The organism is Mycobacterium sp. (genome assembly GCF_032162605.1).
In the GTDB taxonomy this organism is placed as follows: domain Bacteria; phylum Actinomycetota; class Actinomycetes; order Mycobacteriales; family Mycobacteriaceae; genus Mycobacterium.
Window position 1 is genome coordinate 1 of record NZ_JAVROT010000602.1, and the last position, 15,445, is coordinate 15,445.

Below are 15,445 nucleotides of genomic sequence, written 5' to 3' on the forward strand. Positions count from 1 at the left end.
GTGTCGGAGGGCGAACGGGCCAAACCACGACGGCGCCGAGGACGGCGCCGCGGCCGACGCTCTGCGGGTCCGCCGGAAGCCAGTACGCCGACCCCCCCGAACCCGTCCGCCGCACCGCTGCCCGGCCCCAGTCCCGTTCACGCTTCCGACCCCGGTTCCAACCCCATCGCCTCCCGCCCGGCCCCCCAAAACCAGCAGGGCCGTCGCGGACCCGAACGCCTCCGGACCGTTCACGAGACCTCTGCCGGAGGACTCGTCATCGACGGCATCGACGGTCCCAAGGACGGGCAGGTCGCGGCCCTCATCGGCCGCGTGGACCGGCGCGGCCGCGTGCTGTGGTCACTTCCCAAGGGGCACATCGAACAGGGCGAGACCGCCGAGCAGACCGCCATCCGCGAGGTCGCCGAGGAGACCGGCATCCAAGGCAGCGTGCTCGCCGCGTTGGGCAGCATCGACTACTGGTTCGTGACCGAGGGTCGACGCGTCCACAAGACCGTGCACCATTACCTCATGCGATTCCTCGACGGCGAGCTGTCCGACGAGGACGTCGAGGTGACCGAGGTGGCGTGGGTGCCGCTCGCGGACCTTCCCTCGCGGCTGGCCTACGCCGATGAACGCAAGCTCGCCGAGGTGGCAGGCCGGTTGATCGACAAACTTCACACCGATGGCCCCGGGTCGCTTCCACCTCTTCCGCACAGCTCGCCGCGCCGCCGACCCCAGACGCATTCGCACACGCGCAACCGTCGAGGAGACGACTCTGCGAAACCGCAACCTGGCCGGCGGGCGAACGGCTGCGGCCAAGGCCCATGAGGCGACAGGCGGCTTGGATTGCCGGGTCGCGCTTGCTGGCCGCCGTCGCGCTGGTGACGATGATCGTCGTCCCCGCCGTCGTGCCGCGGGCCGCGGCAGGCGAGCCGGGAGCGCAGCCCTTCCTGCGGCTTCACATCGACCAGATCACCCCCGACACGGTCACCACGACGAGTGAACCGGTCGTGACCGTCTCCGGCACCGTGACCAACGTCGGCGACCGTCCCGTTCGCGACGTGATGGTGCGTCTCGAACACGCTCCTGCCGTCGCGTCGTCCACCGGGCTGCGCACCGATCTGAGGGGCGGCGTCGAGCAGTACGAGGCAGTCGCGGACTTCGTCACCGTCGCACCCGAGCTCGCCCAGGGCCAACACGTGCCGTTCACGCTCTCATACCCGGTGCGCTCGGCCGACCTGCCCTCGCTGCGGATCGACCAACCCGGCGTCTACCCCGCCCTGGTCAACGTCAACGGCACTCCCGACTACGGAGCACCCGCCCGCCTGGACGACGCCCGGTTCCTGCTGCCCGTCCTCGGCGTGCCTGCCGATCCGTCGACCGACAACCCCGACTCGGTCACTGCGGTCGTGCCTCCGGACACGTTGCGGCCCGTGCGCGTGACGATGCTGTGGCCGCTCGCGGACAGGCCACGTCTCGCGGCCGGCGTGCCGGGCGGCGGTACACCGGTGCGCCTCATCGACGACGAACTGGCGTCGTCGCTGGCCGCGGGCGGGCGCCTCGACACGCTGCTGGCCGCGGCGGACTTCGCGACCAGCCCCACCGTCGACCCGGGCGGCCAGACGCGAAGTGCGCTGTGCCTCGCCGTCGATCCCGACCTGTTGGTCACCGTCAACGCCATGACGGCCGGTTACGCCGTCAACGACGACCCTGCGGGCGGGGTGAACTCGCCGACACACCCGGGCACCGGCCAGGACGCGGCGATCAACTGGCTCGGCAGGCTCAGAGCGCTGGCCCGGCGCACGTGCGTGACGCCGACGGTCTACGCGCAGGCCGACCTCGGGGCTCTGGCACGGGTCGGCGACACCGGGCTGTCCAGGATCGCGATCAACGACGCGGGCGACATCGTCGACCAGATCCTCGGCAGCATCTCCATCCGTGGTGTGACCATCGTCGGCGACGGACCCCTCACCGGATCGACGGTGCAGCTCCTTGCCGCACAGGGCCCGACCGTGGCGATCGCCGCCGGCGAGTCCGTCGCGCAGGACTCGACGTCCGGCGAGGCCGCGCCCATCGACCTCAACCCCCGGCGGTACGCCGCCAACGTGGTCGCGGCGCCGTTCGACCCCGCCGTGGGCGCGGCGCTCGCCGGTGCAGGCACGGTGCCCGTCACACCCTCGTATCTCGATGCGTCCCTTGGCGTTCCACTCGCCCACGACTCCCCCGCCGCGCGCCGTGAGGATGCCGTGTCCGCCCTTCTGTGGCGCGCGCTGCGGCCCCAGACCGAGCCGCGCACCGAGATCTTCGTGCCACCGATGGCCTGGAACCTGCCCCCGGACGACGCCCAGACGATCCTCACGACGCTCGCCTCGTCCATCCGGTCCGGCCTCGCCGTACCGCGCCCCCTCACCGCGGTGGTCGCGGAGGCCGATGCCCTCCCCGCTGCGGACGTGCAACCTCTGCCCGCCGACACCCTCGGCAACCCGCGCTCCTACATCGATGCCGGCGTCACCGCCGCCATCGCGAACGGAACCGGCAGGCTGTGGGGACTCACCGCCGCGCTCACCGTCGACCCGCGCACGGGCCTGACCGGCACGCAGTACACCGCGCCGCTGCGTGAGGACATGCTGCGGGCACTGAGCCAGTCGGTGCCACCGGATTCCCGCAACGGGCTGGCGACGCAGCGCGTCGGCGTGGTCGACACCACCGTCGACGACCTGCTCCGCGCCGTCACGATCGTCAACCCAGGCGGCTCCTACACGCTGGCCACCGAACGCAGTCCCCTGCCGTTGGTCCTGCGCAACGACCTTCCGGTGCCCATCCGCGTGCGGCTCGACGTCGATGCGCCGCCGGGGATGACGGTGACGGACCCGGGCGAGGTCGAGCTGCCACCGGGTTTCCTCCCCCTGCGCGTACCGATCGAGGTGCACTTCACCCAGCGCGTCGCCGTCGACGTCGCACTGCGCACCGCGGACGGGCTTGCGCTTGGCGACCCGGTGAGGCTGTCGGTGCACTCCAACGCCTACGGCAAGGTGCTGTTCTTCATCACGCTGTCCGCGGGCGCGGTGCTGGTGCTGCTCGCAGGACGCCGGTTGTGGCACCGCTTCCGGGGACAGCCCGACCGGGCCGACCTCGACCGTCCCACGCGCCGCGACGGCGCCAGACCCGACCCGCTCGACGTCGCGCTGGCCCACACGCCGGAAGAGAAGTGAGCACGATCCGGCCGCCCGGCCCGCCTCATGGAATGTCGCCTCAGGGAATGTCTGCGATGGCGCCGCAACCCCCGCGCAGTCCCCGACCAGCGCGCACGCCGCCGAGCGCGCCTGCGCGGATCCCTCAGGGTGCCGCGCCACGACGGCGCGCGGGCAAGCCGGAACTGACCGACGCCGCGGTGGTCTCACGTTCGTGGGGGATGGCGCTGGCGACGCTGGTCAGCCGCATCACCGGCTTCTTCCGGATCGTGCTGCTGGCCGCGATCCTCGGCGCGGCGCTGTCAAGTTCATTCTCGGTGGCAAACCAGTTGCCGAATCTCATCGCCGCGCTGGTGCTCGAGGCGACGTTCACCGCGATCTTCGTTCCCGTGCTGGCCCGCGCCGAGCGCGACGACGCCGACGGCGGGACCGCGTTCGTGCGACGCCTCCTCACGTTGGCGACCGCGCTGCTGCTCGTCGCCACGGTGATCTCGGTGGCTGCCGCGCCGCTGCTCGTCCGCCTGATGCTCGGCGACGACCCCTTGGTCAACCGGTCGCTCACCACCGCGTTCGCCTACCTGCTGCTGCCGCAGATCATCTTCTACGGCCTCTCCTCGGTGTTCATGGCAATCCTGAACACCCGCAACGTGTTTGGGCCGCCGGCCTGGGCGCCCGTCGTCAACAACGTGGTGGCGATCGCCACGCTCGGCGCCTATCTCCTGGTGCCCGGCGAACTCTCGCTGAACCCGGTCGCGATGGGCAACTCGAAGTTGCTGGTGCTGGGCATCGGCACCACACTCGGCGTCGTAGCCCAGACCGCGGTCCTCTTCGTCGCCATCCGGCAGGAGCGGGTCAGCCTGCGACCCCTGTGGGGCCTGGACGCAAGGATCAAGAGGTTCGGCACGATGGCGGGCGCCATGGTCCTCTACGTCCTGATCAGCCAGGCCGGTCTCATCGTCGGCAACCAGATCGCAAGTACCGCTGCCGCTTCCGGCCCGGCGATCTACAACTACACGTGGTTGGTCCTGATGCTGCCGTTCGGCATGATCGGCGTCACGGTGCTGACGGTGGTGATGCCGCGGCTGTCTCGCAACGCCGCAGCCGACGACCAGCCCGCGGTGCTTGCCGACCTGTCCTTCGCGACGCGGTTGACGATGGTGATACTCATTCCCGTCGTGGCCTTCATGACCGTCGCGGGCCCCGCGATCGGCAGCGCGCTGTTCGCGTACGGCAACTTCGGAGCGGTGGACGCCGACTACCTTGGCATGGCAATCACCCTGTCGGCCTTCACCCTGATTCCGTACTCGTTGGTGCTACTGCAGCTGCGGGTGTTCTACGCCCGCGAGCAGCCATGGACCCCGATCCTGCTGATCGTTGTCATCACCGCGGTCAAGGTGATCGCGTCACTGGCGACGCCGCACGTGACCGACGACCCTGAACTCGTCGCCGCCTACCTCGGCCTGGCGAACGGTCTCGGCTTCCTCGCCGGCGCAGCAGTCGGCCACGTGGTGCTGCGGGCCAACCTCAAGCCGCCAGGAGGCCGGCTGATCGGGCTGGACGTGCTGCGCACGATCCTGGTGACGATGTCCGCGTCGTTGTTCGCCGGACTGATCGCCCACGTCGCAGACCAGTTGCTCGGCCTCGAGTCGCTCACCGAGAGCGGCGGCGGAGCCGGTTCGATCCTGCGGCTGCTGATCCTCGGGCTGATCATGCTCCCCATCATCGTCGGGGTCCTACTCGCAGCTCGCGTTCCCGACGCGCAGGCCGCGGCGGCGGCTATCCGGCGGCGTCTGGGAGGTGGCCGGTCGGGCCCGCGGGTTGCCGGTCCGCACACGACGAGGGTTGCCGACCGACCGCGGCCTGGTATGCCCCTCACGTATTCTGATCAGAGTAATTCGCATCCGTTACGGCCGCGTCAAAACGTCCCGGCCCGGCGGGGCGGACCTCCGGCAGGCGTTGCCGGAGTCGGGTATCGGAAGGGACCAGCGGTGGCCGACGAATCCGCGGGCAGTTCCGCGCCGGGCTCCGACGTCGGTGGCGCGACGACCCGCATCCCGCGTCAGAACGTCGACGACTTCCGGCCCGACGTCCCCGGCGAGTCGCACCTGCCCCCCTCTGGCCGCCCACCGGCGGACTACGGCGGCGACCCCACCCGCGAACCCCTCGCCTACGGGTTGCCGAACGAGCCGGCGATCGAGGCAGCCACCGGCGACGACGACGTCCATCTCATGCCCGGCGCCACGATCGCCGGCGGCCGCTACCGTCTGTTGGTGTTCCACGGTGGACCGCCACATCTACAGTTCTGGCACGCCATGGACACGGCCCTCGACCGCCAGGTGGCGCTGACGTTCATCGACCCCGACGCGGTGCTCCCCGACGAGGAACTGGCCGAGATCCTGTCCAGGACGATGCGGTTGAGCTCGATCGACGTGCCCGGTGTGGCGCGTGTGCTCGACGTCGCCCATACGGGCTCGGGCGGTCTCGTGGTCTCGGAATGGATCCGCGGCGGCTCGCTGGCCGAGGTCGCCGAGACGGCGCCGTCGGCCATCGGCGGTGCCCGCGCCATCCAGTCGCTCGCCGCGGCGGCGGAGGTTGCGCACCGATCCGGTGTCGCACTCTCAATCGATCATCCGGGCCGGGTGCGCGTCAGCATCGAAGGCGACGTCGCGCTCGCGTTCCCGGCCACCTTGCCCTCAGCGACGCCCGAGGACGACATCAGGGGCATCGGCGCGGCGTTGTACGCGCTGCTGGTCAACCGCTGGCCGCTGCCGGAGTCGGGTGTGCGCAGCGGAATGGAGGCCGCCGACCTCGACGCGGCCGGCGAGCCCGTGGAGCCCCGCGTGGTGGACCGGGCCATCCCGTTCCAGATCTCCGCGGCGGCCGTCCGCGCGGTTCAGGAGAACGGCGGCATCCGCTCCGCACCGACCCTGCTGAATCTCCTGCAGCAGGCCACCGCGGTCGCTGACCGCACCGAGCTGATCTCGCCGATCGACGAGCCCCCGGCTCCGCGCGACCGCTACCGAACCGGTGACGATGCCGACGAGGCGAAGGCCAAGCGCAAGAAGGGCATCCTGATCGGCGCCGCGGTCGCGGGCTCGATCCTGGTAGTAGCCCTCATCGTGCTGGCGACGGTCCTTCGAGGTGTGTTCAGTGACGTCGGCGGACCGCTCAACAAGGACGAACTCGGCCTCAACGCCCCATCGAGCACGAGCAGCGACAACCCGACGGCGAACAACGTGAAACCCGTCAAGGCGACGGTGTTCTCGCCCGACGGCGAGGCCGACAACCCGGCCAACGCGGCTCAGGCCATCGACGGCGACCCGGCGACGGCGTGGTCGACCGACACCTACACCGACTCGGTTCCCTTCCCCAACTTCAAGAACGGCGTGGGGTTGATGCTGCAGCTGCCGCACGCCACCGCGATCGGATCCGTCACCCTCAGCCTCAACAGCACGGGCACGTCAATCCAGATCCGCTCCGCGCAGTCGGCGACGCCTGCCAGCCTCGACGACACCACCGTGCTCACCCCGCCGACGCCGATGAAGGCGGGCTCCAACACCATCACGATCAACAACCCCACACCCGTCTCGTATGTGCTGGTGTGGATCACCACGCTCGGCACCGTCGACGGCAAGAGCGAGTCCGCGCTCGCGGACATCACGCTCAAACCCGCTTCCTGACGGCGGCGCCGTCGGTTCGTCCCCAGGCAGGTCGCCGGGTGCGATGCGCTTCGCTGCAGGTCAGCGCTGCGGTGTGGATGGACTCGATGGCTGGCGAGAAAGAAGTGTCTGGCCCGGTGTTCGCAGTTGATTAGTGTTCGTCTGTGGGGAGCTTCGGGGGAATCGCAGAGCCAAAGCGGTCGGACGCAGAGTTGCTGGCGGCGCACGTGGCCGGCGACCGCTACGCCTTCGAGGAACTCTTCTACCGCCATCACCGGCAGCTGTACCGCCTCGCCCAGATCACCAGCCACAACCGCGATGACGCTGCGGACGCGCTCCAGGACGCGATGCTGTCGGCGCACCGCAGCGCGTGCCGATTCCGCCACGACGCATCGGTGAGCAGCTGGCTGTACCGCATCGTCGTGAACGCGTGCCTAGATCGTTTGCGGCGCAACAAGTCTCACGCAGCGTGCCCGCTCACCGACGACGTCTATCACGTCGGTGACCCCACGCCGCGGGTCGATACGGCTCTGGTCGTGGAACGCGCGTTGCTGAGACTGCCCGTCGAGCAACGGGCCGTCGTGGTGGCGGTCGACATGCACGGCTACTCGGTCGCCGAGACGGCACGGCTACTCGGCGTGCCCGAGGGCACGGTCAAGAGTCGCTGTTCGCGGGCGCGCGCGAAGCTCGCCAATACCCTCGAGTACTTCGACAACCCCGCCCCGACGGTCCGCGGCGAGGTCCGCTGACGGCTACTGGCTCTGGCGGACGCGGGTGTCCGGACGCGGCACGTTGATCAGCTGCGGGCCGTTGACGGCCTGCGAGAGGCATCCCGGACGGTTCCTGCAAGCGATGATGGCACCCGCCCCGGGAGACTGACCGGGAACCGACGGAACCGCATTCGGAATACCGCAGGTCTGGTGGTACGGATCCCAGGGGACCACGTTCATGTCGCAGGCCAGCGAAGCGGTGTGGGGCGTCGTCGCGGTGTCCAGTGCCACCAGCCCCGAGGCCGAGGCGATTCCGAAGGCGCCGATGACCAATAGTCGTTGCAGGTTGCGCATGATGTGGGCCTCGTTCGTAAAGTTCAACTAATCACAATTCTGGGCCGCCTGACCCAAGGATCCTCTTCAGCTGGAACAACGCAAGGACACTCCCGGGAATTCCGGTCTCGAGGCGGTGCGACACTGGCTGAAAGCACTCGAATCGGTGGGGGACGACGGCCAGTGGACAGCGAGGCGGGCGGTCACGACGATCGCTTCGACGGACCCGTCACCATAGACCTGCTGGCAGATCTGCAGGCCGGCCTGCTCGACGAGCGGACCGCTGCGCGACTTCGGCACCGGGCGCGCACCGATCCGGACGTCGCCCGTCAGCTTTCGACGCTGGAGCGAGTGCGCCGCGAGCTGGCCGACCTGGGCGTCGACGCTGCATCCGCACCCGACATTCCGGCCGACGTCACGGCACGCGTCGGCACGGCCCTGCGCAATCAGCTCCCGCCGGCGAATCGGGTGCTCGATCGGCGCGGCTCGGGGACCGTACACGCCGCCCGCGATCCCGTCGTGCGATTCAGAACCACCGGTGCCGTGTTGGGTCTGGCAGCGGTCATCGCCGCGGGCGCGGTGGGCACGGTGATGCTCCTTCGCAAAGATTCCGCAGAGCCATTCGGCGCTGAGCCCACCGCATCGTCGATCACGGTCTCCCGCCCGTCGGGTGGCGTTTCCCTGTCGGACGCGGAACTCCTCGCGCTGCTCACCCAGCCCCCGGACCTGGGCGCCCTTGCGAGCCCTCGGCGTCGGGCGTCGTGTCTCATCGGGCTCGGCTACTCGACGGGGACATCCGTGCTCGGCGCGCGACCGCTCGAGGTCATGGGCAGGCCAGGGGTGCTCGTGCTTCTTCCCGGCGATGTGCCCAGCCGCATCAACGCGGTCGTGGTTGCGCCGAACTGCAGCTCCGTCGACACCGGTTTACTCGCCAGCACGGTGGTCAACAAGACGTGACGCGTCCCGCACGCGCGCATGGAACAGGCGGGCTTACGCTGGTGTTATAGGCCGTACGCAGAAAGGCGGAAATGACTAGCTCTTCCCCTAATTCCGGCACGCTCCATGACGTGATCATCATTGGTTCGGGCCCCGCTGGTTACACGGCCGCGGTGTATGCCGCGCGTGCCCAGCTCAATCCGTTGGTCTTCGAAGGGGTGCAGTTCGGCGGCGCCCTGATGACCACCACCGAGGTGGAGAACTACCCGGGGTTCAAGGACGGCATCACCGGGCCCGAATTGATGGAGCAGATGCGCGAGCAGGCCCTGCGGTTCGGTGCCGATCTCCGCATGGAGGACGTCGACGACGTCTCGCTCGACGGCCCCATCAAGACGGTCAACGTCGGCGACGAGACCTATCAGGCTCGGTCGGTCATCCTCGCGATGGGCGCGGCGGCGCGGCAACTCGACGTACCCGGTGAGATGGAGCGCATCGGCACCGGTGTGAGCACCTGTGCCACCTGTGACGGCTTCTTCTTCCGCGACCAGGACATCGCGGTCATCGGCGGCGGCGACTCGGCCATGGAGGAAGCCACCTTCCTCACCCGGTTCGCCCGCAGTGTGACGTTGATCCACCGCCGCGACGAGTTCCGCGCGTCGAAGATCATGCTCGAGCGCGCCAAGGCCAATCCCAAGATCACGTTCCTGCCCAACACCGCGGTCACCGAGGTGGAGGGCGAGCCCAAGGTCACGGGCGTGCGCCTGCGCGACACCGTCACCGGTGAAGAGTCCAAGCTTGCCGTGACGGGCGTCTTCGTGGCGATCGGCCACGATCCGCGTTCGGGGCTGGTGAGGGGCAAGGTCGAACTCGACGACGAAGGATATGTCCAGGTCAAGGGGCATACCACCAGCACGTCGATCGACGGGGTGTTCGCGTGCGGCGACCTCGTCGACCACACCTACCGGCAGGCCATCACCGCCGCAGGCAGTGGCTGTTCGGCGGCGATCGATGCCGAGCGCTGGCTCGCCGACAACGACGATCCAGAGCTTGAAGACGATCCAGAGCTGAACCCTCCCGCTTCAACCGATTCGTAGACAAGAGGAGCACCACATGAGCGAGATCACAAGCGCGACCGTTGCTGTCACTGACGACTCGTTCTCGAGCGACGTCCTCTCCAGCAGCACCCCGGTGCTGGTGGACTTCTGGGCGACGTGGTGCGGCCCCTGCAAGATGGTCGCCCCCGTACTCGAGGAGATCGCCACCGAGAAGGCAGGCGCGCTGACGGTTGCGAAGCTGGACGTCGACGCCAACCCGGCCACGGCCCGCGACTTCCAGGTGGTGTCGATTCCGACGTTGATCCTGTTCAAGGATGGCAAGCCGGTGAAGCGCATCGTGGGCGCGAAGGGCAAGGCCGCGCTGCTGCGCGAACTGTCTGACGTCGTCTGATCGGCCCTTCCCGATCGGAACATGCGGCTCCGACTGGCCTGGAGGTTTTTCGAATTATCGTCTCCGTCTGCGACAATTCTGTTCATGTCTAGTGTGCGCCGCGGGGACCGGGGGGTCCCGGTCGTCGAGATTCGGACGGCACTGGCTGCGCTGGGCATGCTGGACAGCCCCGATGCTGACCCCACCACTGGTAGGCACGTGGCGTTCGATGCGTTCGACGAGGACCTCGACCATGCGGTCCGAGCGTTCCAACAGCATCGTGGACTGCTCGTCGACGGCATCGTGGGTGAGGCTACCTACCGTGCACTCAAGGAGGCGTCCTACCGGTTGGGCGCACGTACCCTGGCCCACCAATTCGGTGCGCCGATGTACGGCGACGACGTCGCGACGCTGCAGGCCCGCTTGCAGGACCTTGGTTTCTACACCGATCTGGTCGACGGCCACTTCGGCCTGCAGACGCACAACGGCCTGATGTCGTATCAGCGGGAGTACGGTCTCTACCCGGACGGTATCTGCGGCCCAGAAACGTTGCGGTCCTTGTACTTTCTCGGTTCCCGGGTGACCGGTGGCTCGCTTCACGCCATCCGCGAGGAGGAGTTGGTTCGTCGCTCCGGCCCGCGCCTGTCGGGTAAGCGCATCATCATCGACCCGGGTCGCGGCGGCGACGACCACGGTCCCATCTTCAGTGGTCCTACGGGGCCCATCAGTGAAGCAGACATCCTGTGGGACTTGGCGAGTCGTCTCGAGGGCCGGATGACGGCGATCGGCATGGAGACGTTCCTGTCCCGGCCGGTGGGCCGCAGTACGTCCGATGCCGAGCGAGCCGCGACGGCCAACGCCGTCGGCGCCGATCTGATGATCAGTCTCAGGTGTGCCGCGCTGCCCGGCTCCCCCGCCAACGGCGTCGCGTCGTTCCACTTCGGCAACGCACATGGCTCGGTCTCCACCATCGGCCGCAATCTCGCCGACTTCGTCCAGCGAGAACTGGTGGCGCGCACCGGACTACGGGACTGTCGTACCCACGGACGCACCTGGGACCTGCTTCGCCTGACCCGCATGCCCACCGTCCAAGTGGACGTTGGCTACATCACCAACCCGCACGACCGCGCACTGCTGGTGTCGCCCCATGCGCGCGACTCCCTCGCCGAGGGCATCCTCGCCGCCGTGAAACGGCTCTACCTGCTCGGCAAGGACGACCGTCCGACGGGTACGTTCACCTTCGCCGAACTGCTGGCCCACGAACGTTCCGTCGAGCAGTCCGCCGGGCGCGCAGCCCAGAGCTGACCGGCTCTTACCCCGGCGGAACTGGCGCCGGCCCCCACTGGCTGCTGCAGTTGGGCGCTTTCCAGCAGCCGCTCCAGAGCAGCCTCGACGTCGGCCTTCCAGCCCAGCCCCTGCTCGAGCTCGAGGCGCATGCGTGGGAAGTACCGGTGCGGAGCGACGATCTCAAATCCGACGTCGCCCAAGAAGTCTGCATCGATGACGCACCCATCCACCGAACAGTCGCCGAGGACCTGTACCGCTGAGCGAAGGTCGGGCGAGACCTTCTGCGGGTCGGCGAGCTCGGCCGCCTCGGCGGTCCGCCCGAACGCCTCCAGCGCGCGAACACCGCGCCGCACCAGGTCCCCCACCACCGCCGCCATCAAGGCGCGAGTGAGCCCGTCGCCGTCGTCACCGGATTCGACTCCGGCGGTGGTCAACAACACGGCGTCGGCACTGACGGGTCCGGTCGGGAAGAGTCCGGCGCGCGGTACCGCACGCGGCGGAGCGTAGAACGCGAACCCGAGACACGGCTCGTCCCCACTCGAAGTCGACGCAGTGAAGTCGGCTTGGTCCGGCTCGCACGCCACGGCCAGCTGTCCGCAGGAACCCCACTCCAGCATGACCATCGACAGCCACGCTTCCTTCTCGAACTCCGGGTCGGCGAGGTGATCGTCACCTTGCAGAGTGGACGGGTCCACCTCCCAGAACACACATCGCCGCGCGTGCTTGGGCAGCTGCTCGAAGGCTTCGAGCCGCAGCGGCGTAATTCGTGCTGACACTAGACCCCCCGCGTTTCTGATCGGCCGGACGGCCGTGGCCGCCACTCCAGGATAGAAGCGCACGGCGAGCGCGGTTCGATTTCTTGAGGGAACTTCACGCCGGGCCCCGACTGACAGCCCTTCGCTTCGCTCGCCCCAGATGTCAGTCGAATCATGTTGCTGCGCAAGGGTTTAGCTCCTCAGAGTACCGACGCCGCCGGGCTGTGCGCGTCGATGTGTCACAGTGACGTAATTACGCGGTATGCCCGGTCATGCCTTGGATGAGTTCATGAGATCGACTATGCGTTGGAGGTCCTCGACCGAGCCGAACTCCACCACGATCTTGCCCTTGCGTTTGCCAAGGCTCACGGTGACCCGGGTATCGAACGCTGAGGACAGGTGTTCAGCAACGTCCTGCAGCCCCGGCATCTGAATCGGCTTGCGCCGCTGTGCTGGAGACGGGTCCTGGACGCCGTCCCGGTTCGCGAGGGTCACGGCCTCCTCAGTCGCGCGCACGGAGAGCCCCTCGGCGACGATCCGGGTGGCCAACTCCTCCTGCTTCTCGGTGCCTGCCTCCAGTGCCAACAGTGCGCGGGCGTGACCCGCGGACAGAACTCCGGCCGCCACCCGCCGCTGGACCGCGATGGGCAGGCGCATCAACCGAATCATGTTGGTGATCACCGGACGCGATCGGCCGATCCGCACCGCGAGTTCCTCGTGCGTCACGCCGAATTCGTCGAGAAGCTGTTGGTACGCCGCGGCCTCTTCCAACGGGTTCAGCTGAGCGCGATGGATGTTCTCGAGGAGCGCATCACGCAGCATGCTTTCGTCGGCCGTCTCGCGGACGATCGCGGGGATCGCCGCGAGGCCAGCTTCCTGTGCGGCTCGCCAGCGCCGCTCCCCCATCACGAGTTGGTAACGCGGTTTCCCCCCGACCGGGTCGAGTGCGCGCACGACGATCGGCTGCATGAGTCCGAACTCGCGGATTGAATGGACGAGCTCGGCCAGTGCGTCACCGTCGAACACCTGGCGCGGCTGCTTGGGGTTCGGCTCGATGACCGATGGGTCGATCTCCCGGTACACCGCACCTACGTCGTTGACCGGTTCGACGACCGCCGTCGGCGCACCCCCGTACATGACATCCGCTGCGGCATCGCCCATTCCCGGAGTGCGCTGTCCATCTGCACCCTCGCTGGGACCGGTCGGAATCAGCGAGGCGAGTCCACGGCCGAGTCCGGTTCGCTTGGCTGGCGGAGTCATCGCAGCTGTCCCTTCGTTCCGGTGTGGGCCCGTTCCGCTATCTCGCGGCTGGCATCGAGATAGCTCATCGCGCCGCGTGAGCCGGGGTCGTACTCCAAGATCGTCATCCCGTAGCCCGGTGCCTCGGATACCTTGACGCTGCGCGGAATGACGGTCCGCAGGACCTTCGCTCCGAAGTGCGCGCGCACGTCTTCAGCGACCTGATCCGCCAGTCTCGTCCTGCCGTCGTACATCGTCAGGATGACCGTCGTGACGTCGAGATGCGGGTTGAGGTGGGACTTGACCATCTCGATGTTACGGAGCAACTGGCCCACTCCCTCGAGTGCGTAGTACTCGCATTGGATCGGGATGAGCACCTCCGGTGCCGCGACGAGAGCGTTGATCGTGAGCAGGCCCAGTGACGGCGGGCAGTCGATGAAGACGTAGTCGAAGTCCTGGTCCCGAAGACTTGCGAGCGCGTTCCGCAGACGGCCCTCGCGGGCGACCATGCTGACGAGTTCGATCTCTGCACCGGCTAGATCGATGGTCGCCGGCACGCAGTAGAGACGGTCGTTGTAGGTGCTCTGCTGGAGCGCAGCCTCCAACGTGATCTCGCCGATCAGCACTTCGTACGACGAGGGTGTGCCAGGGCGGTGATCGACCCCCAGCGCGGTGCTCGCATTGCCCTGGGGGTCGAGATCGATGACGAGCGTTCGCAGACCCTGCAGCGCAAGAGCGGCGGCGATGTTCACTGCGGTCGTAGTCTTGCCGACGCCACCCTTCTGGTTGGCAATCGTGAACACCCGTTGGTGCGGTGGCCGTGGAAGTTGCCGGCCCTTCGCGTTGTGCAGTAGACGCACTGCGCGTTCGGCTTCTGCGCCAATCGGGGTGTCCCCGGCCGTAGGTTCCTTCCACGCCTCCTCGACAGGCGGCTGCCATGTTTCACGTGAAACATTCGGCGAGGATTTTGGCGGCTGAGCATCGGGTGCCTCCCCCGCGCCTCTTGGCGGTGGCGTCACTTGCTCCTCCTCGTCGACCGATTCGGCCGTGGTGAACGTTCGTCCCGCGTTCCGCGGTTCGTGCCCTGCTGGTCTGACTCCCCCGTCACTCCGCTCCTGCCCGGCGGATTCGATTCCCCGGTCGCTCCGCTCCTGCCCGGCGGATTCGATTCCCCGGCCGCTCCGCCCCTGCCCCTCGGACCCGACCGGCGAGTGCCCACTACCCGAGCCGATCTCACCACCACGACCACGGTTGCGGGCGGACTCAAATAGTTCACGCCACATTCCATCACCTTCACGTCCAGGGCACCCAATGACTTCATCGCACGACGGTGTTCCTCGACTTCCACAGCAGCCCGCTCGCCCTTCATGGCGAGCATTCGTCCACCGGGCCGCAGCAGTGGGAGACACCACCGGGTCAACTTATCGAGGGATGCGACGGCTCGGGACGTAACCGCATCTATTTCTCCGGCTTGGCGCCGGACCGACGGTTCCTCGGCACGGCCGCGGATGACGACCGCCTCCAGCCCGAGAAGCTCAGTCACTTCAGACAGGAAGTCGGCGCGGCGCAGGAGCGGTTCGATCAGAGTGACACTCACTCTCGGTCGCGCAAGCGCCAGCGGTATCCCTGGAAGACCGGCGCCGCTCCCGACGTCCGCCACGCGCTCATCGTCGGTCAGGAGCTCGCCGACCGCTGCGCTGTTCAGAATGTGACGATCCCACAGACGTTCGACTTCGCTCGGTCCGATCAACCCACGCTCGATACCAGCGCCCGCCAGTATGGCGGCGTACCGCTGCGCCAGCTCGAGTCGTTCACCGAAGACGAGTGCCGCAGCCGGCGGTGCGGCGGGCACTTCGCCATGTTTCACGTGAAACATCCTCCGAATCCCCCGCCGCTGGGCCGGGGTGGAACTACACGGTTGTAACTCG

Annotated in this window: 13 protein-coding genes; 8 read left to right on the top strand and 5 right to left on the bottom strand. The window is 68.1% G+C overall.

What is annotated here, in order from left to right:
* The 4 genes from QOI01_RS34410 to sigM all read left to right on the top strand — a co-directional run bounded on the left by QOI01_RS34410 (position 1) and on the right by sigM (position 7,581).
* Positions 1–810 (top strand): NUDIX hydrolase, encoded by an 810-nt coding sequence (locus tag QOI01_RS34410; RefSeq protein WP_526388446.1) that lies wholly within the window; start codon positions 1–3, stop codon positions 808–810.
* On the top strand, positions 807–3,194 hold the full coding sequence (locus QOI01_RS34415; protein ID WP_526388448.1) for a DUF6049 family protein: 2,388 nt from the start codon (positions 807–809) through the stop codon (positions 3,192–3,194). Before QOI01_RS34410 ends, QOI01_RS34415 begins: the two co-directional genes overlap by 4 nt.
* A 47-nt stretch (positions 3,195–3,241) precedes the next feature.
* A complete protein-coding gene (gene murJ / locus QOI01_RS34420) occupies positions 3,242–6,853 on the top strand; it encodes a murein biosynthesis integral membrane protein MurJ (RefSeq protein WP_526388450.1) in 3,612 nt (1,203 codons plus the stop codon).
* A gap of 143 nt (positions 6,854–6,996) precedes the next feature.
* Complete coding sequence (sigM, locus tag QOI01_RS34425; protein WP_526388452.1) at positions 6,997–7,581, top strand: RNA polymerase sigma factor SigM; 585 nt, start codon at positions 6,997–6,999, stop codon at positions 7,579–7,581.
* 3 nt (positions 7,582–7,584) lie between these two features.
* On the opposite strand, the gene QOI01_RS34430 is transcribed toward sigM, so the two are convergent.
* Positions 7,585–7,923, bottom strand: a complete 339-nt coding sequence (locus tag QOI01_RS34430) for a hypothetical protein (protein ID WP_526388454.1) — start codon at positions 7,921–7,923, stop codon at positions 7,585–7,587.
* 135 nt (positions 7,924–8,058) lie between these two features.
* Between QOI01_RS34430 and QOI01_RS34435 the strand changes: the two genes are divergently transcribed.
* The 4 genes from QOI01_RS34435 (at position 8,059) to QOI01_RS34450 (ending at position 11,541) form a co-directional block, all read left to right on the top strand.
* On the top strand, positions 8,059–8,832 hold the full coding sequence (locus tag QOI01_RS34435) for an RsmA family anti-sigma factor (protein ID WP_526388456.1): 774 nt from the start codon (positions 8,059–8,061) through the stop codon (positions 8,830–8,832).
* 71 nt (positions 8,833–8,903) lie between these two features.
* The gene (gene trxB / locus QOI01_RS34440; protein ID WP_526388458.1) at positions 8,904–9,905 is read left to right on the top strand and encodes a thioredoxin-disulfide reductase; all 1,002 of its coding nucleotides are present in this window, start codon (positions 8,904–8,906) and stop codon (positions 9,903–9,905) included.
* Between the two features lie 16 nt (positions 9,906–9,921).
* Complete coding sequence (trxA, locus tag QOI01_RS34445; protein WP_526388460.1) at positions 9,922–10,257, top strand: thioredoxin; 336 nt, start codon at positions 9,922–9,924, stop codon at positions 10,255–10,257.
* 84 nt (positions 10,258–10,341) lie between these two features.
* Positions 10,342–11,541 (top strand): N-acetylmuramoyl-L-alanine amidase, encoded by a 1,200-nt coding sequence (locus tag QOI01_RS34450; protein ID WP_526388462.1) that lies wholly within the window; start codon positions 10,342–10,344, stop codon positions 11,539–11,541.
* Here the strand turns inward: QOI01_RS34450 and QOI01_RS34455 are convergent.
* The 4 genes from QOI01_RS34455 to rsmG form a co-directional block, all read right to left on the bottom strand.
* The gene (locus QOI01_RS34455) at positions 11,433–12,299 is read right to left on the bottom strand and encodes an acetyltransferase (protein ID WP_526388464.1); all 867 of its coding nucleotides are present in this window, start codon (positions 12,297–12,299) and stop codon (positions 11,433–11,435) included. The two genes, QOI01_RS34450 and QOI01_RS34455, sit on opposite strands and share 109 nt — an antisense overlap.
* Before the next feature lie 249 nt (positions 12,300–12,548).
* A complete protein-coding gene (locus tag QOI01_RS34460; protein WP_526388466.1) occupies positions 12,549–13,538 on the bottom strand; it encodes a ParB/RepB/Spo0J family partition protein in 990 nt (329 codons plus the stop codon).
* Positions 13,535–14,536, bottom strand: coding sequence for a ParA family protein (locus tag QOI01_RS34465; protein WP_526388468.1), 1,002 nt, complete (start codon positions 14,534–14,536; stop codon positions 13,535–13,537). The genes QOI01_RS34460 and QOI01_RS34465 overlap by 4 nt, the downstream gene beginning before the upstream one ends.
* Entirely contained in the window at positions 14,533–15,393 is an 861-nt protein-coding gene (gene rsmG / locus QOI01_RS34470) for a 16S rRNA (guanine(527)-N(7))-methyltransferase RsmG (RefSeq protein ID WP_526388470.1), read from the bottom strand. Before rsmG ends, QOI01_RS34465 begins: the two co-directional genes overlap by 4 nt.
* Between the last annotated feature and the right edge of the window lie 52 nt (positions 15,394–15,445).

Coding starts and splice junctions, on each gene's coding strand:
- QOI01_RS34450 (WP_526388462.1), top strand. CDS start 10,342: ATGTCTAGTGTGCGCCGCGGGGACCGGGGGGTCCCGGTCGTCGAGATT.
- trxB (WP_526388458.1), top strand. CDS start 8,904: ATGACTAGCTCTTCCCCTAATTCCGGCACGCTCCATGACGTGATCATC.
- QOI01_RS34460 (WP_526388466.1), bottom strand. CDS start 13,538: ATGACTCCGCCAGCCAAGCGAACCGGACTCGGCCGTGGACTCGCCTCG.
- trxA (WP_526388460.1), top strand. CDS start 9,922: ATGAGCGAGATCACAAGCGCGACCGTTGCTGTCACTGACGACTCGTTC.
- murJ (WP_526388450.1), top strand. CDS start 3,242: ATGTCTGCGATGGCGCCGCAACCCCCGCGCAGTCCCCGACCAGCGCGC.
- QOI01_RS34415 (WP_526388448.1), top strand. CDS start 807: ATGAGGCGACAGGCGGCTTGGATTGCCGGGTCGCGCTTGCTGGCCGCC.
- rsmG (WP_526388470.1), bottom strand. CDS start 15,393: ATGTTTCACGTGAAACATGGCGAAGTGCCCGCCGCACCGCCGGCTGCG.